This window comes from Leptospira saintgironsiae, assembly GCF_002811765.1.
Lineage (GTDB): Bacteria > Spirochaetota > Leptospiria > Leptospirales > Leptospiraceae > Leptospira_B > Leptospira_B saintgironsiae.
On record NZ_NPDR01000002.1, the window covers coordinates 148,480 to 171,106 of the forward strand.

Sequence of the window (22,627 nt, forward strand, 5' to 3'; positions counted from 1 at the left end):
CAAAGACGGAATACATGCAACAGGAAGATTCGTTATTGAACGGGATCCGCCTTCCGGCGGATCTCAGAAAATTGCCTCTCGAGGAACTGCCTAAACTCTGTTCCGAGATCCGAAATTATATCATTGATACTCTCTCCGGGATCGGAGGGCATTTCGCAAGTAACCTGGGAGTTGTTGAACTCACAGTCGCTTTACATTACGTTTTTGATACTCCAAAAGATAGACTGATCTGGGATGTAGGACATCAAACATATCCTCATAAGATCCTGACAGGCAGAAAAGAAAAACTTTCTACAGTTCGTAAATTCAAAGGACTTTCAGGATTTCCTAAAAGAGAAGAATCAGTTTACGATCTATATAATACAGGTCACGCGGGCACTTCTATCTCCCAAGCCCTGGGAGAAGCTGTAGCAAGAGATCTGACAGGAAAAGATTACTCAGTCGCAGCAATTATCGGAGATGCATCCATCGCTACCGGAATGGCCTTGGAAGCTATGAACCATGCTGGTCATCTTAAAAAAGATCTGTTAGTTGTTCTGAACGACAATTATATGTCTATCTCTAAGAACGTTGGATCTATCTCCAATTATCTGAATAATATTATCAGCTCTCATTTTTATCTGAATTGGAAAAGGGTATTTTATACTTTTCTAAAATGGCTTCCGATTGTTGGACCTGCTATGGAGAGCTTTTTCAAAAGAGTAGAAAAAGGATTCAAAGACGTTTTCACTCCTGGCGGTCTATTCGAGGATTTAGGTTTTATTTATATAGGACCTGAAGACGGTCACGATGTGGTCCGTCTAGTTAAGATGCTCAAAAAGATCAAAACAATGAAAGGACCTGTACTTTTCCATACAATCACCCAAAAAGGAAAAGGTTACGTTCCCGCAGAGAAAGACCCGATCAAATACCATGGAGTAACACCATTCCGCAAGGAAGATGGGGCCATGGATTCAGGCGATTCTTCTAAAATTTCTTATTCTAAGATCGTAGGTAAGGTGCTTTCCGATCTAACCGAAAAAAATCCAAGAATCGCGGCAATCACACCGGCAATGATAGAAGGTTCCGGGCTCGGAGAATATGTTTCTAAATTCCCGGACCATGTGTACGACGTGGGTATCGCAGAACAACATTCTGTTGCTTTTGCGGGAGCTATGACGAATGGGGATGTAATCCCTTATATGTGTATATATTCTACCTTTTTGACCAGAGGGATGGACCAATTAGTAGAAGATGTTTCTCTAATGAATCTACCTGTTCGATTCGTGATAGATAGGGCAGGTTGTGTTGGGCCGGATGGAGAGACTCACCAAGGATTATTCGATCTAAGTTACCTTCTATCCTTACCAAATATGGATGTGTTTGTGCCTTCTTCCGGACAGGATCTGGTGGATTCACTTAAATACATGGAGAATTACGATAAGTCTCCGATTGCGATCCGATTCCCTAAGGCGAGTGTAGAACTTTCTGGTCTAAATTTTGGAGCGGAGAAGGATCTAAAACCTGGAAGTTTTAGAGTGCTGCAAAGAGGAACGGATATCGCTCTTCTTTCCATTGGATCCATGTTAGAAGAAGCTAAAAAAGCGACTACCTTGCTGGAACAAGAGGGATATTCAGTTACATTGATTGACCTGGTATGGCTTCGACCTTTAGGGAAAGAGGCTTTGGACGAAGAACTTTCTCATGTACGTCATTTTGCGATCCTGGATGAGAGTTATCTAGACGGAGGAGCTTCAGGTTATCTTCTGAACCGGATTTCTCCAGAGTATTTGGGACGTTTTATCAAAACATTCGCTTTCCCATCTGAGGTAATCCATCACGGGGAAAGAAAGGAAATTTTCACCGAGTACGGTTTGGATGCTCAGAGTATCTCCAAGTTTCTTCGGGAAAATGTAAAGAAGGAAGTCCTACACGGAAAACGGAATTAAGCTATTTCAAGAGGCGTCCGAAAATAAAAATAAAAACGGGTAGATAATTGGAAAACCTGACGCCTGAAGACAAGCTAGAAGCATCTAAATTTTTTTACAGAACCGGCGATTTGGATCGTGCGGAATTCCTACTAAAATCATCTTTAGAAGATACCGAAAGCCATGAGACCTACTTTTTTCTGGGTCTAATCGAAAACCAAAGAAGCAATTGGCAAAAAGGCCTGTACTATTTCTACCGCTCCGTAGAAGTGAATTCCGAATATGGGAATCCTTGCAACGAGATCGGGATTCTTCTTCTTCGTATGGGAAGAGAAAGAGAATCCGTTTTCTGGCTGAAAAAATCACTTCGTTGCACTTTAAACGACGCACCTCATATTTCTCTTTTCAATCTGGCCACACTTTACAAGATCTGGAATCGCCCAGAAAGATCTTTGCAATATTTGCATAAGGCAATCGTAATGAAGCCCGATTTTGAAGAAGCAAAACGCCTGAGAGAAGAATTGAACTCGGCTATCTAAGATGTCTAACGAATCAATTACTATTCGCCCTGCCAGGCCGGAAGATGCGGCCGCTGCTGTTCCTTTGATCTATAGTTCCGGGCCTGCTGCTTGGGACTATGTGTTCAATGAAGGGAAAATTTCCTCTCAGGATTTTTTGATCAAATCTTTCCAAGGAACCAAGAATACATTCAGTTATAAGAATCATTATTTGGCTGAGAAGAAGGGCGAAGTAGTCGGAAGTATAGTTATATTCCGTTCTGAGAACTTCTTCTTTCAAAATGCCGCTACTGCTGGGAATATTTTCAGAATTTATGGAATCAAAGCACCTAAGGTTGCGGTCCGCGGATTAAGTATGGAAGGGATGATCCAACCTCCTAAATCAGGCAGATTATACTTGGGCCATATCGCTGTTCCGGGGAAAGAAAGAAGGCAAGGAATAGCGGAGAAGCTGATCCGATTTGCTATTTCGACTTATCCGGGTTACGACAAAATTTCTTTGGATGTTTCACAAGAGAATCCAAATGCACAAGGTTTATATAAAAAATTGGGATTTGAGATCATTGAATCCAGGAATTTTTCCGGACCTAAAGGTTTAGTTCCTAACCACTATTATATGGAAGCAAATCGCTCCTCTTTCTAAAACTTTTTATCCTTTCCCGATCTATAAACTGGAACGACAAATTGTCGCTTTCATAATATACTTTTCTTCCTAACTTATTCTGTAGGGAGAAAAGAATGGAATTTGCTCCGGAGATGTTGGAATACGCAAATCTGATTTCCTCTAAGGGACTCACAGGTTTTACCCAGGGAAGTATCCAGGAAAGAAGAGATGGTTATTCAGCAATCGGGGAACTTTTGGGAGAAGGTCCGCTCGTGCGGGAAATCCTGGACATTTCTATCCCTTCCAAAAGTGGAAATGTATTCATAAAAAATTATATTCCAAAAACGGAACCTAAATCCAAAATTCTCTACTTTCATGGTGGGGGATGGGTCGTAGGAAGATTAAAAGATTTCGATCCGTTCGCACGTAAACTTGCAGAGATCACCTCAAGCATTGTATCTTTAGTAGATTATAAATTAGCTCCAGAGTTCCCATTTCCTGCACCTTTGGAAGATGCATATTCTTCCTTAGAATGGATCTCTTCTCAAAATGAGAATATCTGGAAAAATCTTCCTTTGGTTGTGGCAGGTGATAGTGCCGGAGGAAATTTAGCCGCTTCTACCATTCTAAGAGCTAAAGAAACATTCGGCCCGAAGATTGATCTGCAAATTCTGATCTATCCAGTTACGGAAGCGATCTGTGATACGAATTCTTATAAAGAATTCGAATTAGGTCCTGGTCTTACTAAAAAAGATATGGAATGGTTTATTTCTCAATATCTTCCTGATCGCCACACAAGATCTGATCCGAAAGCTTCTCCTTTATATCAAACTGATTGGAAGGATCTTCCTCCTGCGATTGTATTTATAGCTGACATCGATCCTCTTAGAGATGATGGAAAACTATATGCAGAAAAATTAAAGGAAGCAGGAGTTTCCGTTTTGTTCAAAGAGTTCAAGGGTTATACACATGGATTTTTTACAAAAGTAAATCTTCTCAAAGCTCCTGAAGAAGGACTAAAAATGATCTCAGAAGAAATGGATCGTGTTTTTAAAAGAAAAGAGGTTTATCTTTAAAAAATGAAAAGTGTTAGATTAGTAGAATTCGGATCCTCTTTACAATGGGAAGAAAAACAAGATCCAGAACCAAAAGATTCTGAAGTATTATTAGAAGTGATCTCTTGTGGGGTCTGTCATTCGGATCTTCATTTAAGAGATGGTTATTATAAAATTGGCGGAGAAGAAAAACTATTCGTAAAAGACAGAGGTGTTAAACTTCCTCTGACTCCCGGTCATGAAGTTGTAGGAAGGATCTTAAAAATCGGATCTAAGGTTAGTTCTGTTTCTGTTGGAGAAACAAAATTAGTATATCCCTGGATCGGTTGTGGAACCTGCGAAGAATGTGAATCCGGAAATCCTCAACTTTGCTCTGCTCCTAAATCTTTAGGTATTTACCAAGATGGAGGTTATTCGGATAGGATCTTAGTTCCGGATGAAAAATGGCTTTTAGATATTTATGATCTTTCTCCTGAGTATGCTTGTTCTTATGCATGTGCAGGACTTACTGCCTATGGAGCTTTGAAAAAAGCACTTCCGCTAAAAAAATCAGATTCTTTGGTGATCATAGGAGCAGGGGGACTTGGGATGTTTGCATCTCAATTGGTCCCACTTCTTACGGAGGCAAAAGTGATTTTTTTAGATCTGGATGAGTCTCGTTTGGAAAAACTTAAAGAGATTGGGTTTTATACTGTTCCTTCTTCTCATCCTGATCCAGCGTCTGAAGTAAAAAAGATCTCGGGCCCACTTGGAGTGTCCGCCGTAATCGATTTTGTGAATAATAGTGCCACTTCTTCCTTGGGATTTTCTCTTTTGAAAAAGAATGGGACTCTGATCGGTGTTGGACTTTTTGGTGGAGAATTAAAAATCCCTACTCCTATTCTTTCTCTCAGAAGTTTAACAATTCGAGGAAGTTATACTGGTTCTCCAGGAGAGTTAAAGGAACTTCTGAGACTTGTCTCCGAGAAAAAAATACGTCCTGTTCCGGTTCAGATCAGGAATTTAAGAGAAGCGGATTCTGCTTTGAATGATCTATCTTCTGGGAAAGTATTGGGAAGGTTGGTATTGTCCGGAAAATCAGCCTGATCTATTTCTGAAATTCTTTAGGAAGAGAAACATTTGGATTTTCTCCAGTTTCTAAGATTGGGATCTCTTTATTTTGAATTACCAATTTTAGTCCATCTTTAGATTCAGAAAAATATTCACTTAATATAGAAGAAACATTTCTGGCTATCTTATACTTTAGAAAAAGATGATCCTTTTTCCGAGCGAATAATTCGCCTTCGGAGTCTGCTGCGATCTGTAAAGAGAAGAGTGGCAATTCTTCTCCTGAATCGCTTAAAAAATAAAATTCTCCATCCTTCTCCCAAAACCTTATAAGGTTTAAAGGATAACCGAATAATTCCAAATAACCGTTTTCTGAAAATTCTCCGTACTGATTATCTATATAGATCCCGTCTTCTGCTTCTTTTAGATTTTTGCGGAAATATTCTAGAATATCTTTTTGTTCGATCTTGGCCTCTCTAAAGATCCAATCTCCGTTAGGCAAAACCTTGATTTCACTATCTAGACGTCTTGCCATTATTCTTCTTCCCTTTCTCTGTAACGGAATGCGACTCCTTCTATAACTTTTGCGTCCTTTACAATCTCGGCCATACTTGTAGTATAACCTTCAGTAGTGCCTGTTTGAAAAATGGTAGGAGGAACAGGGACCATTCCAACATTTGCGAGGTACATTCCGTCCATACCTCTGTCAAAAAGTTCTTTCTTAATCTTTTCGTAATAGAATTTTTCTATCCTTCCATCTCCGAAGTTCCTAACGATCACTCTTCCGTATGTTTTGTAATTTCTGCGCTTAGGGGGCTGTTTCAAGATCTCTATTTGCTCCCAACCAGGTTTATGAGAAGCGAGCACAGTTTCCTTTTGGACTCCTTCCTGGATAAATTCCACAGAAAAGCAGGAAGCCAAGGTCAGGCAAGACAGCGTTAGGATTCCCTTCCGAAACTGAACATTTATTCCGGTCCTAAAGCTGGTTAAAATGGGTAGAATAGCCATTCCACCCCATTCAAGGAGCGCACATTCCGGGGACAAGCGGTTTTTTTGCATAGCCAAAAGGGGCTTTTCAGACTTGGATTTTTTTTATATACTCTTCCCGGATACCCGGTAAATTCTCGCGAAATTCGGAACCTCGTTTAAGCTGGTTCCTCCGGGCCACCGAAACCTCGTATGGAAGATATAGATCTCAAAAAACGCGCGAGAGAAAACGTTTTAAAAATAGGGTATTGTACTCTGGACGAGCTGGAAGAGAAGGTGAAAGCCTTCCGAGTGATGAACCAGAACGCCGCCAAGAAAAGATACCTTATTACTAGAGAACCTATCTCCGATTCCTCCGGAAAAATTTTAGTTCCGAAAGCAGCAGAGATAGATATCTCCACTGCAAAATTACTTAGACGTCATTTTAAGCCAACCAGCGAATTCAAAACTTTCCAACCTGACGAAGGTATAGTTATCATCTCCGATATGACTTCCGCCGAAGGTGTTTCTTTCACAATGGACATTGTTACTCAGATCATGAACTTGGGTGGCGGTGCTTACGAAGGATTTATAGACCGAGTTGATAGTTTTGGGGACTTTATCAATCTTCTCAAAAAGTCATTATTTCCGCGTCTCATCATCATCGGCTATATGCCTCAAGATAAGATCCAAGGCGAGTTATTGAACTTCGTTCGAGTGAAACGAGTAGATAATTATCTAAGAGCCATGGAGCTTACTCACACTGCATTCAAACCTCAGGCTTATTTTCCCAAGATCCGCCAAATCGAAATTTCCCAAGAAGATCCAAAATCTTGGGGACGTTTTGTCGTAGAGATCGTAAGAGAATATACTCGCCCTTATCTATTAGAAGAAGTTTAATTTTATATTTAACTTGTAACTTTTATTGTTTCAAGTAGTCTAAAAATATAAATCTAATGTAACACCGATATAGGTTTAAGGATCCAAATGAGCGCACTTTCCGAAACAGTACTCGTGACCGGAGCTTCCGGCCATCTAGGAAAAATTGTCCTAGAAGAATTATTAAAAAAAGGTCATAATAAGATCATCGCTACAACTCGTAAGCCGGAAAGTTTAGAGGACTTTGCGAAAAGAGGAGTTACAGTAAGAAAGGCAAGTTTTGACGAACCCGCAAGTCTTGTCACAGCATTCCAAGGCGCAGATAGGATCTTGATCATTAGTACTGATAATATAGGAAGCAGGATCCCTGGACATAGCGCCGCAATTGACGCAGCAGTTAAAGTAGGAGCAAAACGAATTCTTTATACTTCTCTTACAAAAGCAGACGAAATTCCAGTTACATTCGCTTTCGAGCACGAAGAAACAGAGGAAAAGATCAAACAAAGTGGCCTTGCATACACAATCCTTCGCAATAATATGTATTCAGATTATTTAATACCTAAATTGCAACATGCAATTGCAAGCGGTTCCATTTACGGTTCCGGTGGAGATGGGGCTTGTGCTTACGTCTCCAGAATCGATTGTGCTAAGGCGGCAGCTGCAGCTTTACTTTCTACAGAATCAGGAAATAAAATTTTAGAGATTAGTGGGCCAAAGGCTTGGACTTATGCAGAACTTGCAAAATTCACTTCCGAACTGGTGAACATAAGGATCTCGTATGTGGACCTTCCTGCAGAAGAATATTCTAAAGCTTTGGTAGGAGCTGGCGTTCCAAAACCAATGGCAGATGCTTTGGCTTCTTTTGATGTGTCTATACGAGAAGGTTATTTGAAAGAAGTGAACTCGTCTGCAAAAGATCTTATTGGGGAAACACTTCAAGACGTAACGGCATTACTGAAAGATAATAAATCTGCTTTGATTTCGTAGTCACGATGGCGAATGCCCGGGCTGTAGTTGCCCGGTCTTCGCGAAGCGAGGAATCGACCAGCAATTATACTCGGTAGAATTCCATATTCTCCCGAAGTTGATCCGGAAGGCTTCCTAACGCGTTTATATATTTTTTGTATCTGTTTTCTAACTCTGTAAATTTACGAGTGCGAATGTTTACAAATCTGTTATTGATCTCACCGAAAGCAGGCATTTTGGCGACCTTCTCTCGGATCGTTCTTGCGAAAGGAATATGGCGATAGAAAATTCCACGGACCACGCGGTTCAGTCTTTGCACACCCTCCGCTTCGTATTTGATCCAAAGCTGGTAATCATTTGCAAAAATATCTCTTTCGTTCCGGAAACGTTTGAATTCTGCTGCTAACTTTTCTTTGATCTCTATGGAAAGGTCTTTGTTCTTTTTATAGAACTGAACATAGTCCATATAATCAGCAGTGATCGATGGATTTCCTACGTTATTCCATTCAGGCCCTAAGATCGTTTTACAAAGTTCCCAACGGAACGCTGCAAATGCATCTATCAAAAGAGATTTAAGATCTCCTTGCACAAAAATAGGAAGAACGATCCTACCTCTACTTTCTTTAGAACCAGAACCCCTGTGGATGGAGAGTTCCTGCCACATCATGATCTTGCTACCTATAGAAGGAACAATTACGAAATCAGGAATGATAGCTCTTTGAATGAATTCCTTATTGATCCCCATCTCAGGGTTATTATAGATCACCTCTCTGTTGAACACAGAGAAGTCGACTGCCATGATATCATGGATCGTATCTGTAAGCATTTTTTTGGTAACGTATGCTTTACCAAGAGGGATCTGAGAATGATATTTGGTTAAGATTGGGAGATAAGTCGCCAAGGAACCTGTAGTGAGTCGAACGTTCGCCTCATACATTGCACCAAATTCGAATTTTAATCTTGCTTCCGGATTATCTATATCTGGAGGAAGATCCGATTCTTTTTTGAAAACAGCATTTCGGTTGTCCATCTTGACTTTGTCGAAGAAGTTCTGGCCGAGTTCATCTAAGGAAGTAGGGCATTCCCTTTTGTAAATTTTTTCCAACCATTCTGTTCCATAATGGATCGGAATATCGGAAACAGAAGTGATCGCGTCCTTGAATGTGGACATGAACACTAACTGAGAATCATCCAGCATCGTTTCATCGAAGAAACCGTATTTTAACATCAGGTCTACAGGTTTAGGAACATTCTTACCTGAGTTGACGTATTTTTGGAAACATGCTGCGTAAATATCAAAGTAGGTTTTTGTAATAGACCTTCTTAATTTACGAGTGTCATTGTCCGAATCTAATGGGTTCTTTAAGGACTTGAGCTTTACCATCATCGCGGAAAACTCTTTGATTGCGTCCCCACCTAAACCGGAGAATTGAATGATACTAGATGCAGAATTTGCCAATTCTTTTCGGATTGCAGTCGCGTCTGCAGAACCATCCACAGAAATCCCACTTCCATTTGATGCGACTTTTGCAGTTGGATTAGAAGCTTCGAATTTTTTAGCAAGACCCGCAGTCTTTTCCAAAAAGGATTTAATATTAGGAGAAGGGCTTGGGATCGCTGATCCAAAAATTGCCTGATGGCCTGCAAGCGCTCTTTCTATCTTTTGAGAGACCACTTGTAAGATAGGAACCACGAACTCTGGAGGTGCAGTCGCATAACCATTTGCCGCCATGTCCAGGATTAGGAAGTATTTTTCTGTAAGGCTTTCTACTCCGCCTAAAAGAAGAGAGAAGTTTTCATCTAATTCTTCTAATATACCTTTTGCATTTTCCGTAATATTGTTCTGCACTCTTCCGAGTTTGTCGCAGACATAGGAAACCATGCTTGGATCAGGAGCGAATAATTGTGCGAGAAGATTTGGATCTGCTAAAATTACCTTACGAACAAAATTGAATTCTCCATCTTGGAATTCAATTTCTTCCGGATAATATTTAACCAGAAGTTGCGAATGATCTTCTTCTACATAATTTGCAGTTGGTCTTTCCGGAAGAATCCCACCATTATCGAAATAATGTTTCAAATTTTCACGAGCAAGTCTTAAGACTGGATCCACAATTTCAGAACTTGGATCTGCAATCGGTTGTCCTGGTTTGATATCTGGAAAAACACTTGGATTGAATTGATAATACAGAAGGGAAAGATTATCGTTTGTCTTTCCCATATCAGAAGCGATCTTTCTGAGTTGGTTTACTTTTTTGAAAGATTCAGTGATCTCTCTTAAAAGAGAACGACCTACCATGATCCCTAGAGAACTTCTGGCAGCAAGAGAACGTCCCACAGTAGACGGGGACATAACATATGTGGATAGCACGCAATCTTGTTCTGCAACAATAGTAAAAGGATAACGCCCGCTGCCGAAAAGAGCGGATGCACCAGGAGTTAAATTAGCTCCTGAAATTTTGAATAACTCCAGTTTTCTGCCACCGGGAGCTTCTACCAAATAACGTAAAGCTCCACTATGCAATACGTTGAGAGAATTTGCGGCACTTCCTTCCGGAAATAAAACCGTCCCGGCTTTTATTGTTACTTTTTGATTTGGTACGCTTGTATCTAATGCCATACGATCGCTGTTGGGGCAAATTAAGAAGAAAACTATCCTTCCCTAAGAATGGAAACTCTTTTTTAAAGGATTCTCTAAAAAGGACCTTGGGGATAAGGCAAAAGATTTCCAAGACTAAGGCGCTCATAGTCCTGCTTGACTCCTGTAGTTTCCCGGAAATAACCTCTTTAGAAAATGAAAAAAAGCAGAATTCTCTCCGATGCAAAATCCATCGGAATGCTTACCAACCAGAGCGCATATGGTTGGAAAGGCGACTATCATTTCCGGACCATTCAAAGAGAGTACGGACTTAAAAAACTATTTTTGCCTGAGCATGGACTTTTTGCAGAACTGCAAGATCAGGTCTCAGGAAGTGGACTCATCTATGATCTGGGAGAAACAGAAGTTTTAAATTTGTATGGGGATAATGAGGAAAGTCTCGCTCCCGCAGAAGATATTCTATCCGACCTGGATACTCTGATTGTAGATATCAGAGATGTAGGCGCTCGTTATTACACATTTTTGACCACAGCTTTATATGCGATGCAGGCTGCGGATCGACTTGCTAAAAAAGGAAAACCGAGACCTAAAATTTTAGTATCGAATGCAAAAAATCCGGCAGGCACAAAGATTGAAGGATCCCCGTTAGATAAAAAATTTTCATCATTTGTCGGGGTAGAAGGTACACTACATCGGCATGGTCTCTCTGCAGCGGGCCTTCTTGAATATTATAAAGACAAATTCAATTTAGATTTGGAGCTTTATCAGTTGGATCTATATCCCAAAAAAAGTTCCGAGTTTTTATGGGTTCCACCTTCTCCAAATATTCCTGCGCAAACAACTTGTTATGTATACACTGGGCTTTGTCTTTTAGAAGGGACAAATCTTTCCGAAGGAAGAGGAACTACTCGACCATTCGAAACATTTGGTGCGCCATATATCAATGATCTGGATAGATCTCTTCTAGAGAAACTACAAGAGAAACAAAAAGGGATTTTTAGACTCAGACCATTAAAGTTTATTCCAACCTTTCATAAACATGCAGGAAAAGTGTGTGGAGGTTATCAAATTTTATTAGATAACCCTAAAAAATTCCATAGCTTATTATTCGGATTATTACTTATTCGCACACTGAGAGAATTTTATCCGGACAAGTTTGAATTCTTACAAGGACCTTATGAATTCAGATCAGATCTTCCGGCGATCCAACTTTTGGTGGGAGATCAGTTTCTATTGGATTATCTGGATGGAAAAAGATCCTACTCAGAGATCCGAGATTATCTGGAAGATACAGAAAAGAAATGGAAGAAGGTAACGAAGAATTATAGGTGAAAGAAGGATTTTGTAGGAGTTCCTACATGGGGGTTGAGATCGCCCCCGCCCAGGTTCGGGTGGGGGGAGTGGCCCGTGGGAGAGCCCTGTCGCTATATCATAAAATTCAAATCTCTACAACAGAATTTTACATCTTATATTTGTTGGAATTCCTACAGCGGGAGCCTAGAAAACTCTGCCTTCAATTTTTGCAAATCACCCAGAAGATCGTTCGGTGCCGGGCGAATATTTTTCGCCAATTGAAGAGCGTTTTCAATCAGATCTAAGATCAGTTTTTTCTCAGTGATGGCTCTGATCTTAGGCATATGGCTCCAATCCTTTTTGAATAAGGAGGCTTTTTCATCTACGATTGCGACTATCTTGTTTAATGCTTGGATCTCTTCGTTCATAACATCTCAAAAATTAGGAATTTCTAAAGAAATGTTTTCAGCTTTATGGAGAATTTCTGCATGAAAGGATCTTTTTTTTCCGCCTTGGAAAACATTCGTAATATTATTCAAAATTGATTTTTCCTGAGTTTTACATTCTGGGGGAAGATTTAAAAGAAGTTGAGAAGGAATTTCATATCTGAAAAAATTCGTACTTCCTGGTTCTAAATTTTTAGAAGCCAAGGTCCAAGAATCTTCCAGACAATTCAGATCTCCACTTTTTATAAAAACTCGGATCTTATCTTCTGTATTCGGAAAAGACAGACTTTCAGTTCCTCTATTTTTTAAAAAAAGAAAGAAGGTCGGAAAATCCTTGGAATTCTCTTTGCTGGAAGAAAGACGATAGCTAACAAAACCAGAGGAAATTTCTTTCGATTCAGTCTGCCCTGAAAAAGCCAGAGGATTTAACAGTTTGGCAACCACAGAAAATATAAAAAGTAATAATATAACATCAAAGAACAGGATCAACTTGGAACGGTTATTTGATTTGCCTGCATCCTTACTTTTGCGCAGGAAATCCTGGAATTCATCGGGAGAGCGGGAATGGTAACCTTTACTCATTTTTGATATTCCTAGGTCCTTTTTCCATATATTACTTTCTCCTAGAAAAGATTGCAAGCATTCCTAAGAGATGTAGTATTTTCGTTCTAAATCAACCGCTGATCCAAATGATTGAAAAGAAGAAAATTAACGGAAAAGCCCAGGTTAGTACTGCTCGTCCATAATTTTGCTGAAAAATTTGTTTAGACATTCGGATAAAGAATGTCGCTTAGAGTATTTATTTTTATAAAAACATTATGGTGCTTCGCTGATTGAGCGTAGAGCGCGGTCCTGACAAAGTCAGGAGTCGCCCAAGTTCACTCTCAGCTTCTAAGCAAAAGGAACAGAAGGATTCTTTAAAAAGCTTGCTGTTCAGCCATTTTTAATAGAAAGTCTATACGAGGCCAAATCATGGAAATCGTAAAAGGAAAAGATGCCACCATTCTTTTCGATGGAAAGAAGTGTATTCATTCTAGGAATTGTGTGTTAAGTAGACCCGATGTATTCGTTCCGAATGTGGAAGGAGAATGGATCTATCCTGACAAAGCAAGTGTAGAAGAGATTAAATCTTTAGCTTTGAATTGTCCTTCTGGCGCGATCCGTTTCGAATCGAATGATCCTTCTTTTAAAGAAACTGCTCCACCGGTCAATGTTTTGAGAGTGAGAGAGAATGGGCCTCTTGCAATCCATGCGGATATTGAGTTAGAAGGTGTGGAGAAACAATATCGACTTACACTTTGTAGATGTGGAGCTTCTACTCATAAACCTTTTTGTGATGCAACTCATACGAGTATTACGTTTACTGCAACTGGAGAACCACCTGTCCAAGAATCGCTACCTTTACCTGTTCGAAATGGAATTCTAAAAATAGATCCTACTAAAAACGGTCCTTTGAAGGTGAGTGGGAATTTAGAAATTTGTTCCGGGACTGGGAAGGTAACAAATAGAACCACCGAAACTTATCTATGTCGTTGTGGTGGTTCTTCAAATAAACCGTATTGTGATGGAACTCATCGCAAGATCAAATTTAAATCTGAATGACTTATTAAGCGAATCTTAGAAATTCTCAAGACTCGATCAGTGTTCTGATTTTTTTACGAATTCTACCTGCTGTAGGATATCCTTTACATAGTTCCGCACAATAAAGAAGAACACTTTGAGAAAGCCTGACTGATTCGATTATTTCTTCTCCTCTGGATAAGAAGAATGTTAGAATTCCTACAAGTAGATCACCTGTTCCCATTACAGCAAGTTTAGGTTCTTGGAATTCCCAGAAATAAGAATTTCCATCTGGAGCAAATAGAATGGAAACAGGTCCTTTTAAAAGTAAGTATGTTTGTTTTTCTTTTGCCCAAATATTCGCATCTTCTAATGCGGAATATTGGCTTTGGACCTTTTTACCTATGATAGAAGACCATTCTCCTAAATGAGGAGTGAGTATTGTGCGGGGGCCTAGATGTTTTTCATCTAAATATTTGAGTGCGCCCGCGTCAAAGATCAGAGTTGTTTCTTTGGAAAATGATAGAGAGGGAAGATCAGAAGAAGCAAGTCCAGGCCCCACACATATCACACTTGCCTTTTGGGCAAATGGATAATCGGAAGGTTTTTTAGAAGTTTCCAATTGGGAAACCATGAAAGAAGGATCTTTTTTGAGGACCTTTATGAGTGTGTTTGCAGAAGGTGTGAGTATTTGTGAAATTCCTCCTCCTAATTCTTGGAATGCAAGTGCAGAAGATAGTATTGCGCCGGACATTCCTTCTGATCCACCTATGAATACTGCGGAACCATTTTTATATTTGTGAGAATCTTTTTCTCTGGTGAGTTTAGAAACTAATACTTCTTTATTTGCTTTCGATAATAGATATTTAGAAGTTTTGAATTCTTGGCGCAAAAATCCGATAGGATGAAATGATTTTCTGTCTTTAGATAAAGGGTAGAATACATTTTTGACTTTGGGAGATCCAATTTCTGCCAAAATATCCGCGGCAAATGGTATCTTATCGTCGGGAGAATATCCTGAAACCGCATCAATACTCAAAGCCAACAAAGAATTTTTTAATCTTTCTTTGGCCGCACGGATCTCCGAAACTACTTTTGAAATTTCTACTGATAATGGATTTTTAAATCCAGTTCCTAAAAGAGAATCTACTAATACTTCTCCAGGATTTACAAGATCCTCCTTAAATTTTTCCAAAGGAAAATTCGGGATCTTCAATTCTTCTGTTAGGTTTTTATAATATTTTGTTTCTTCGGAGAGATTTCCTTCTTTGGAATAGATTTCTACCAGATTACCTTCTGCGCTTAAAAATTGAGCTAAGGCATATCCATCTCCTCCGTTATTTCCAGACCCGCAGAGTATGATGACTTTTTTTGCAGATTTGAAAATATCTTCCCAGGTTTTGAAGATAGAGAGTGCAGCAAATCCCATGAGCATATTCCCCGAAATTTTTCTGTCTCGGATAGTTTGCTCGTCTAAAGATTTTGCTTCTTCTTCGCTAAATAAAACCTGGAAATGAAGAGGAGACCCGTTCATTTTATTTCCATTTATGGATCTCTAAATAACCAGATCTGATCTTCATGGAATAAATTTCGTCATTTGTATCCATCCACGTTTCTCTCCAAAGTCCGCGAGGAGGAGGGTAGTTGAGACGGATATTATTCACATGATTTCCGTCTTCATCGTGAACCTGGAGTCTGATAGAATTACCTTCTTCTACTTCTGTTTCCCAGATGAAAAAATTATCATTATTAAGGACCCAATATAATGTTTCTGAAGGGTCTTGGATCTCTTTGATCGGAGTGATCCTTTTGTCTTTGAGTTCGTATTTTAAGATTTTTCTGTTTTTGAATCTTCCGGATTTGGTTTCGTAAAAACTAAAAGATCCGAGTATATAATCTCCATCAGGATGAGAGATGAAAGTATCAACATACCAAGTGTAGGCCTCTCCTTGGTTCAAGGAATCTTTGAAATCGGAACCTTCTACCTTTTGTTTTAATTTTCCAGACTCGTCAAAAATGCTGAGTCTCATCGCGCCGTTATGCCTATGAAAAACGAATAATAGATCGTTATTACCTGCTTCCATTCTTTCTATATAGCCGAATGGAGCAGAGCCACCTACGCCATCAGCATAGATTGTTTGGGAAAGTTTTCCAGAATCATTTATTTTTAAAATTACGGAAGGAACTGCTTCTTCCACTTCTGTGCGGAATTCTCCGGATTTTTTTGTGTAAATATTTTCTGCTACTTTATCTGCTTTAGCATCTTCTCTAGAAACTCTGGATTGAACGTAAATATCATCTCCGTCTGAAACAGTGACGAGTCCTATTCTTCCTAATTTGATATTATAAGCTTTGATCTTATCTTGTTTTTCTTTGGAGTTTCCGATCACAAACTTCAGATCTCCATCGGAATTGAATGCTTTAATCAATGATTGTTCGAAGTCAGGAACGTAAATCACTCCGGAAGCAACTGCAACTTGGTTCGGAACATTTGTCGGAACCCGATTGACTATGCTCACTTGTAATTCTTTTAAATCTTTTCCTAATTTAACTCTTCCGTATAAATAGGGATTATAATCATCCACTCGGAACTTGGAACAAGCTCCTATCGCCAATATAAAACATAAGAAAAAAGGAAGGTATTTTTGGTTTGCCCGGGACATTTCGTTACCATCCTTCTTTTTACTATATGAAAACAAGCAATTTCGCTCGTATCAAGGGGATGGCTCGGAACTGGGCGTATTTTTTACTTTACACTAGGGTCAGCCAAAAATATTTTGAATGAATATCGGGAACCACCCATTGAATGTATGGGAAATCCTAAAAATTTCGGAGATAATCCGTTTTTGTAGGTTGTTTTTTCCTCTTTTTTGAGGCAAAACGAAGCGGTTCAGAGACTCTCTGTAAGGCCGGCATTGACAGTCAGTAAAGAAGTTATCGAAACGATCTTAGATCGAATCCTTCTCACTCCCGTCAAGCTGTATGCACTCATGGTTAGCCAAAGGCCAAACCATACGCTGATCGAGGTAGAGTTGGATCACCTCGAACACCCGTACGGTTCCGTCAGCCTTCTGGAATGTGAGCAAGTTTCCAGAAAACTGAATGAAGAGTTGGAGCAGATCTCACCGGATCTGAACTACACTCTCAAGGTTTCTTCCGCTGGTGCGGAAAGAAAACTGGTGATTCCCGAGGATCTGGATAGATTCCGTGGAATACCGGTCCGACTCGTCTATAAGTTAGAAGGTTCGGGCGATAAAGAAGGAATCTTTAAGATTCTGGATAGGAAAGAAGACAAGATCTTTTTAGAACTGTTTTCCAAAAGGAAAACAAAAGGTTCTAAAAAAAAGGAAGTCATTCTGGAATTGAAGGATATACTGAAAGGAAATTTGTACGTAAGTATTTGATTATGGCAGTTAAGAAAAAAGAAGTCGAAGTCAATCTGTTGGAAGCAATCCAGCAATTTTGTGCCGACAAGTCCCTAGACAGGGAAGCCGTGATGGGAGTCATTCGTGACTCTTTGATTACCGCGTACAAAAAGAAGTCGGGCATCGAAACTCTTGAAGAAGAGGAAAGTCCGATCAAGGTAGAATTTGCTTCCTCCGGAGACGGAGAAAATGTAGTTATAATTGTATCTCGCAAAGTTGTGGAGTCTTCACCTGCTAACGGTTTGGAAATTTCCTTAGAAGACGCTAAGGCTGTTTATCCTAACGCAGCTGTGGGAGAAGTCCTGGATTTTAGAGAAAAGCCGATGGAGCTTTCCAGGATCATTTCATCTCAAGCAAAACAAATGGTATTCCAACGTTTGAGAGATATGGAAAAAGAACTTCTGTATCAGGAATACAAAGCAAAAGAAGGCGAACTGACTCACGGATATTTCCAACGTTGGAAAAAAGATGCTATGTCCATCGATCTTGGTAAGGTCGAGGGTGTAATGCCTAAGCGTGAGCAAAACCCCGGAGAAAAATATCATAGCGGGGATCGTCTAAAAGCAATCATACAAAAAGTTGAACTTCGTCCAAGAGAACCGATCCCAGTGATCACTCTTTCTCGAGCTTCTGCGGACTTTGTTCGTAAACTTTTCGAAATGGAAATCCCAGAAATCTACGATGGACTCGTAGAGATCGTAAACGTGGCTCGTCAACCTTCCATTCGTACCAAAGTAGTAGTTTATGCTACCAGAGGAGATATTGATCCTGTGGGAGCTTGCGTTGGTATGAAAGGGGTTCGCATCCAGTCCATCGTTAGGGAATTAGGAAACGAAAGAATAGATATCGTTCAATACTCTTCGGACCCGACAGAGTTTATCGCAAACGCGATTTCTCCGGCAAAACCTTATGATGTAAAGGCGGATTCGACAGGTAGAGAAGCAATGGTAATCGTTCCAGAGGAACAATTATCTCTTGCAATCGGGATTAATGGTTCCAATGTAAAATTGGCTTCACAGTTAACCGGATTTAGGATCGATATCAAAACAATAGCCCAGTATAACGAAGAGTTTTCTTCTCCAGAAGCGAGAGAGAGATTGGATAAATTATTCAGTCCTCCAGCTGAAGTTGCTGAAGAGGAAGATGATGATGGAGCAACCGCTCTAGAAGATTTACCTGGACTTTCTACACGCTTGATTGGCCTATTAAGGAGCGCAGGGATCAATAACGTCGAGACGTTGATCGAGATCAGCCAAGATGACTTGGCAAAACTCTCCGGTATCGGGCAGACTACTGCTGCACAAATTCTTAGAATATTGGCAGAATCAGTAGAGTGGGTGGAGGAGAGCTAATCTCTCAATTTTGAGGGGTTGGGCTTAGGACCCGTTTTCAGTACATCGCGTACTTGACCAGGACATTATATGGAAGAAAAGAATAAATCAATCAAGGAAAAGCTCCAGGGCTCTGCTTCTGCTGACGCAAGCAAGAAGAAGAAGCTGGTTATCAAAAAGAAGCCGGACGACAAAACGCCTTCTACTTCTGCAAAGAAAGAGGCCTCTACAGATCCAGCTCCAAACAAACCAGCTGCTGCAGCTTCCTCCTCTCCAAGCACTCCTAAAAGTTCTGCTCCTCCTAAAAAAGAACCTCTCTTTCCGGAACCAAGCACTCGCCAAGAGCCTCCGGTTCCAAGATCTGCTCCTCCTGAACATATATTGGGAGAAGGTAGACCTCCATTCCAGAGAGAAGACAATAATATTATAGTATCTCGTCCAAATCAAAGGCCGACTTATTCCAACCAGAACAGAGAGTCTGGTGAATCCGGCGGCGGCAATTACCGTGGAAATCGTTCAGACGGAAACCAAGGTTACCAAAATCGTGAAGGTGGTGGTTACCAAGGTGGTCAAGGCGGCGGCGGATATCGCGGAGGCCAAGGTGGTCAAGGCGGCGGCGGATATCGCGGAGGCCAAGGTGGTCAGGGCGGTGGATACCAAGGCGGTCAAGGCGGCGGCGGTTATCGTGGAGGCCAGGGTGGCCAAGGCGGTGGCGGATATCGCGGAGGTCAAGGTGGACAGGGCGGAGGATTCCGTGGCCCAGGTGGCGGCCAAGGCGGTGGTTTCCGTGGTGGTCCAGGCGGTCAGGGTGGCGGATTTAGAGGCGGCCCTGGAACAGGAGCTCCACCTCCAGGTTTAGGACCTGTTGAAGGCGGAAGAGGAGTTCCTTCCGGCAAAAAACGTAATGATAAAGATAGAGGCGGAAGACCAGAGGGATCAGAAGGTTCTGAAAACTCTAGATTCTTCAGACAGAATTATAGAAAACAGAAAGTAAGCGGGCCTACTGGAGTTTCCGTACCGAAAGAGATCACTCTTTTGGAAAATGTCCAAGTAGGAGAACTGGCTAAGAAAATGAATCTTAAGCCGGGAGATGTCATCGGAAAACTCATGAAAATGGGAATGATGGTGACCATCAATAATATCATCGATGCAGAAACTGCATCCATTCTCGCTGATGAATATGGCTGTAAGGTAAAAGTAGTTTCTCTATATGAAGAAACTCTAATCGACGAAGAAAAAGATAGTCCTGAAGATTATTTCCATAGGCCTCCAGTCGTTACCATCATGGGTCACGTTGACCATGGTAAGACAAGACTATTGGATACTATCCGTAAATCTTCCGTCATCGATACAGAGTCAGGTGGAATTACACAACATATTGGTGCTTACCAGGTAAAAACTTCCAGAGGGGAAATCACCTTCCTGGATACTCCTGGTCACGAAGCATTTACCTCTATGAGAGCAAGGGGAGCCAAGGTTACGGATATCGTGATCTTAGTGGTTGCTGCTGACGACGGAGTAATGCCTCAAACTTTAGAAGCATTATCTCATGCGAAAGATGCAAAAGTTCCTATCATAGTTGCGATCAACAAAGTGGATCTACCTGCTGCAAATCCTGATAAGATCATGCAGGAACTCGCTAACCATGGGCTTCAATCTGAAGAATGGGGCGGAGACACTATGTATTGCAAGATCTCTGCGAAAGAAAATATCGGGATCGATAAACTTTTAGAATCAGTACTTCTACAAGCAGAAGTTCTGGATCTGAAAGCGAACCCTAAACGTAGAGCAAAAGGTACAATCGTAGAAGCGAAACTGGATCCGGGCCGCGGAGCAGTAGCGACAGTTCTTATCCAAAACGGAACCCTTAGAGTTGGAGATCCGTTTGTTGCCGGTGTATTCTCCGGTAGAGTTCGTGCGATGTATGATGATTACGGTCATCTGATCAAGGAAGCAGGACCTGCGTTCCCTGTTCAGGTAACTGGACTCGACGGAGTTCCTGATGCAGGAGCACCTTTCGACGCTCTGGAAGACGAGAAGGAAGCAAGAAACATCTCTCAACACCGTATCGAATTCGAAAGAATTGGAAACGCAGGAGCTGCAGGTTCCAAAGTCACTCTGGAAAATATGAACGAGTTCATCAAACAGGGTGCACTAAAAGAACTAAAAGTAATTATCAAAGCAGACGTTCGTGGTTCTGCAGAAGCGATCAAGGAAGCCCTGGAAAAACTTTCCACTTCGGATGTAAAACTGAACGTGATTCAGTCCGGAGCGGGAGCTATCGTGGATATGGACGTGATGCTTGCATCCGCTTCTAACGCGATCGTGATCGGTTTCCATGTTCGTGCGAATCCTAAAACCATTGCACTCGCCGAGAAAGAAGGCGTTCAGATCAAATACTACAACATCATTTATCAGGTTGTGGATGAGATCAAGATGGCGATGGAAGGACTTCTCGAACCAGAAAGAATCGAAGAAGTTATCGGAACTGCAGAGATCAGAGAAGTTTTCAAAGTTTCCAAGATCGGAAATATCGCAGGTTGTATGGTTACTTCCGGAAAGGTCACAAAAGCTTCCGGTATCCGTGTGATCAGCGATGGAGTCCAAGTGTTCGACGGAAAACTCAAATCTCTTCGAAGATTCAAAGACGAAGTCAACGAAGTAGTGAACAATTTCGAATGTGGTATCCAGTTAGAAAACTATAACGACTTCAAAGTAGGCGATACGATCGAAGCTTATACAGTCACTGTAGTAAAACGGAAGCTGGAGTAGTGTTAGAGTGAATCCGATCCGTAAAAGGAAAATCGAAGCGGAGACGGTTCGAACCGTCGCCATGATGATCCTGGCCGGAAAAGTCAAGGACCCTCGGGTTCATATGGTTTCCGTTCACAGATCGGAACTCTCGGACGATTCCAAAAATCTAAAGGTGTACGTAACGGCTATCGTAACGGACAAAAAAAAGGAAAAATTACTCGCTGGATTAAATAGTGCCGCGGGTAAATTTGCCGCGACTCTTTCCACAAAACTCAATCTTAGGGCCACTCCCAAAATGAGTTTTGTTTGGGACGAAGAATATATCCAAGGTTTAGATGAATCCCTCCGACTTACGAGAAAACCAACAAATCCGGACTGAATTCGGATTTTTGCTCTTGGATAAACCGATTGGAATGACTTCTTCCGATCTGGTTTTAAAAGCCAAAAAAACTCTTGGACTAAGGAAAGTAGGTCACACTGGCACCTTGGACAAGGCTGCTTCCGGTTTGATGGTCCTACCTGTAGGCACTTCTACAAGTTTCTCCCAAGTATTTTTAGGAAAAGACAAAGAGTATGAGGCTGACGTACAGTTCGGCTTCTCCACTGACTCTGGAGACAGAGAAGGTTTAGTTGTAGAAGATTGGGAAACTTCTAAAATCCAAAAATGGTATGAGGAATCCTTACCCAAATTGGAAGAAATTCTTTCCAAGGTTTCTAGTTGGGAAGAACAGATCGCACCAGAAGTTTCTGCACTAAAAGTGCAAGGACAGAGAAGAGCCAAATTATTTAGAGAAGGAATCTCTGTTCCACCAAGCATTCGTAAAATCAAAATATTTGAATTCGCGGCGGGAGACTTCTGCCCAGAAGGTTTCAAATTAAAGACCAGAGTTTCTGGCGGGACTTATATCCGTAAGCTAGTCATGGATATAGCTGAAGAAGCGGGGATCCCAATGTGTCTTAAGTCCTTGAATAGGACAAAGGTGGGCAAACTCAAGCTGGAACAAGCTGATACCTACGAGGCACTGCTACTCGGCAAAGCAATCATTCATCCTCCGGAAGAGATCCTGGATATTCCCTCTGTTGAGATCCCAAGTACCGAGGTAAAAGACGTTTTTCACGGGAAAAAGATCAAATTGGACTGGATCCCAGCTCAGGAGTTCCTACTTACCTCTCCGGAAGGAGAGATTTTGGCATATTGTAGGAGGGAGGGACTTCCTGGCAGCCTTTCGTATAAATATTTGAAGGTCTTTTCTAAAATTTAGCTTGGACAGGGGGCT

At 41.0% G+C, this 22,627-nt stretch carries 21 protein-coding genes; 14 read left to right on the top strand and 7 right to left on the bottom strand.

Going from position 1 to position 22,627, the window contains the following annotated elements:
• Window positions 1–14: 14 nt before the first annotated feature.
• The 5 genes from dxs (at window position 15) to CH362_RS05695 (ending at window position 5,170) form a co-directional block, all read left to right on the top strand.
• Window positions 15–1,928, top strand: coding sequence for a 1-deoxy-D-xylulose-5-phosphate synthase (dxs, locus tag CH362_RS05675; RefSeq protein ID WP_100709410.1), 1,914 nt, complete (start codon window positions 15–17; stop codon window positions 1,926–1,928).
• A gap of 47 nt (window positions 1,929–1,975) precedes the next feature.
• Window positions 1,976–2,446 carry a tetratricopeptide repeat protein gene (locus CH362_RS05680; RefSeq protein WP_100709411.1) on the top strand — a complete coding sequence of 157 codons (471 nt, stop codon included), beginning with the start codon at window positions 1,976–1,978 and terminating at the stop codon, window positions 2,444–2,446.
• A 1-nt stretch (window position 2,447) separates the two neighbouring features.
• On the top strand, window positions 2,448–3,068 hold the full coding sequence (locus tag CH362_RS05685) for a GNAT family N-acetyltransferase (RefSeq protein WP_100709412.1): 621 nt from the start codon (window positions 2,448–2,450) through the stop codon (window positions 3,066–3,068).
• Window positions 3,069–3,163: 95 nt separating this feature from the next.
• Window positions 3,164–4,105 (top strand): alpha/beta hydrolase, encoded by a 942-nt coding sequence (locus CH362_RS05690; RefSeq protein WP_100709413.1) that lies wholly within the window; start codon window positions 3,164–3,166, stop codon window positions 4,103–4,105.
• Between the two features lie 3 nt (window positions 4,106–4,108).
• The gene (locus CH362_RS05695) at window positions 4,109–5,170 is read left to right on the top strand and encodes an alcohol dehydrogenase (RefSeq protein WP_100709414.1); all 1,062 of its coding nucleotides are present in this window, start codon (window positions 4,109–4,111) and stop codon (window positions 5,168–5,170) included.
• Between the two features lies 1 nt (window position 5,171).
• Here CH362_RS05695 and CH362_RS05700 read toward each other — a convergent pair whose 3' ends face one another.
• Window positions 5,172–5,666, bottom strand: a complete 495-nt coding sequence (locus CH362_RS05700) for a hypothetical protein (protein WP_100709415.1) — start codon at window positions 5,664–5,666, stop codon at window positions 5,172–5,174.
• Window positions 5,666–6,034, bottom strand: a complete 369-nt coding sequence (locus CH362_RS05705; RefSeq protein ID WP_244280490.1) for a hypothetical protein — start codon at window positions 6,032–6,034, stop codon at window positions 5,666–5,668. Before CH362_RS05705 ends, CH362_RS05700 begins: the two co-directional genes overlap by 1 nt.
• Before the next feature lie 276 nt (window positions 6,035–6,310).
• Here CH362_RS05705 and CH362_RS05710 point away from each other — a divergent pair, with 276 nt between their 5' ends.
• A complete protein-coding gene (locus tag CH362_RS05710) occupies window positions 6,311–6,997 on the top strand; it encodes a hypothetical protein (RefSeq protein WP_008592254.1) in 687 nt (228 codons plus the stop codon).
• A gap of 87 nt (window positions 6,998–7,084) precedes the next feature.
• Window positions 7,085–7,963 (top strand): SDR family oxidoreductase, encoded by an 879-nt coding sequence (locus CH362_RS05715; protein ID WP_100709417.1) that lies wholly within the window; start codon window positions 7,085–7,087, stop codon window positions 7,961–7,963.
• Between the two features lie 64 nt (window positions 7,964–8,027).
• On the opposite strand, the gene CH362_RS05720 is transcribed toward CH362_RS05715, so the two are convergent.
• A complete protein-coding gene (locus tag CH362_RS05720; RefSeq protein ID WP_100709418.1) occupies window positions 8,028–10,562 on the bottom strand; it encodes a Crp/Fnr family transcriptional regulator in 2,535 nt (844 codons plus the stop codon).
• A 174-nt stretch (window positions 10,563–10,736) separates the two neighbouring features.
• On the opposite strand from CH362_RS05720, the gene CH362_RS05725 reads away from it, so the two are divergent.
• Complete coding sequence (locus tag CH362_RS05725; RefSeq protein ID WP_100709419.1) at window positions 10,737–11,873, top strand: DUF1343 domain-containing protein; 1,137 nt, start codon at window positions 10,737–10,739, stop codon at window positions 11,871–11,873.
• A 152-nt stretch (window positions 11,874–12,025) separates the two neighbouring features.
• Here the strand turns inward: CH362_RS05725 and CH362_RS05730 are convergent, their stop codons facing one another.
• Window positions 12,026–12,262: a hypothetical protein gene (locus tag CH362_RS05730; protein WP_100709420.1), complete on the bottom strand. Its 237-nt coding sequence runs from the start codon at window positions 12,260–12,262 to the stop codon at window positions 12,026–12,028.
• 6 nt (window positions 12,263–12,268) lie between these two features.
• Window positions 12,269–12,862, bottom strand: a complete 594-nt coding sequence (locus CH362_RS05735; protein ID WP_100709421.1) for a hypothetical protein — start codon at window positions 12,860–12,862, stop codon at window positions 12,269–12,271.
• 390 nt (window positions 12,863–13,252) lie between these two features.
• On the opposite strand from CH362_RS05735, the gene CH362_RS05740 reads away from it, so the two are divergent.
• A complete protein-coding gene (locus CH362_RS05740) occupies window positions 13,253–13,882 on the top strand; it encodes a CDGSH iron-sulfur domain-containing protein (RefSeq protein ID WP_100709422.1) in 630 nt (209 codons plus the stop codon).
• Window positions 13,883–13,907: 25 nt separating this feature from the next.
• Here the strand turns inward: CH362_RS05740 and CH362_RS05745 are convergent, their stop codons facing one another.
• Together CH362_RS05745 and CH362_RS05750 are read right to left on the bottom strand one after the other, a co-directional pair.
• On the bottom strand, window positions 13,908–15,374 hold the full coding sequence (locus tag CH362_RS05745; RefSeq protein ID WP_100709423.1) for a bifunctional ADP-dependent NAD(P)H-hydrate dehydratase/NAD(P)H-hydrate epimerase: 1,467 nt from the start codon (window positions 15,372–15,374) through the stop codon (window positions 13,908–13,910).
• 1 nt (window position 15,375) lies between these two features.
• Entirely contained in the window at window positions 15,376–16,503 is a 1,128-nt protein-coding gene (locus tag CH362_RS05750) for an LIC_12708 family protein (RefSeq protein ID WP_100709424.1), read from the bottom strand.
• A gap of 315 nt (window positions 16,504–16,818) precedes the next feature.
• Here CH362_RS05750 and rimP point away from each other — a divergent pair, with 315 nt between their 5' ends.
• The 5 genes from rimP to truB all read left to right on the top strand — a co-directional run bounded on the left by rimP (window position 16,819) and on the right by truB (window position 22,612).
• On the top strand, window positions 16,819–17,244 hold the full coding sequence (rimP, locus tag CH362_RS05755) for a ribosome maturation factor RimP (protein ID WP_244280507.1): 426 nt from the start codon (window positions 16,819–16,821) through the stop codon (window positions 17,242–17,244).
• A gap of 2 nt (window positions 17,245–17,246) precedes the next feature.
• Window positions 17,247–18,617: a transcription termination factor NusA gene (gene nusA / locus CH362_RS05760; RefSeq protein WP_100709426.1), complete on the top strand. Its 1,371-nt coding sequence runs from the start codon at window positions 17,247–17,249 to the stop codon at window positions 18,615–18,617.
• 69 nt (window positions 18,618–18,686) lie between these two features.
• Window positions 18,687–21,368 (top strand): translation initiation factor IF-2, encoded by a 2,682-nt coding sequence (infB, locus tag CH362_RS05765; RefSeq protein ID WP_100709427.1) that lies wholly within the window; start codon window positions 18,687–18,689, stop codon window positions 21,366–21,368.
• 7 nt (window positions 21,369–21,375) lie between these two features.
• Window positions 21,376–21,729 (top strand): 30S ribosome-binding factor RbfA, encoded by a 354-nt coding sequence (gene rbfA, locus CH362_RS05770; protein WP_100709428.1) that lies wholly within the window; start codon window positions 21,376–21,378, stop codon window positions 21,727–21,729.
• Window positions 21,686–22,612 (top strand): tRNA pseudouridine(55) synthase TruB, encoded by a 927-nt coding sequence (truB, locus tag CH362_RS05775; protein ID WP_100709429.1) that lies wholly within the window; start codon window positions 21,686–21,688, stop codon window positions 22,610–22,612. Before rbfA ends, truB begins: the two co-directional genes overlap by 44 nt.
• Window positions 22,613–22,627 lie beyond the last annotated feature (15 nt).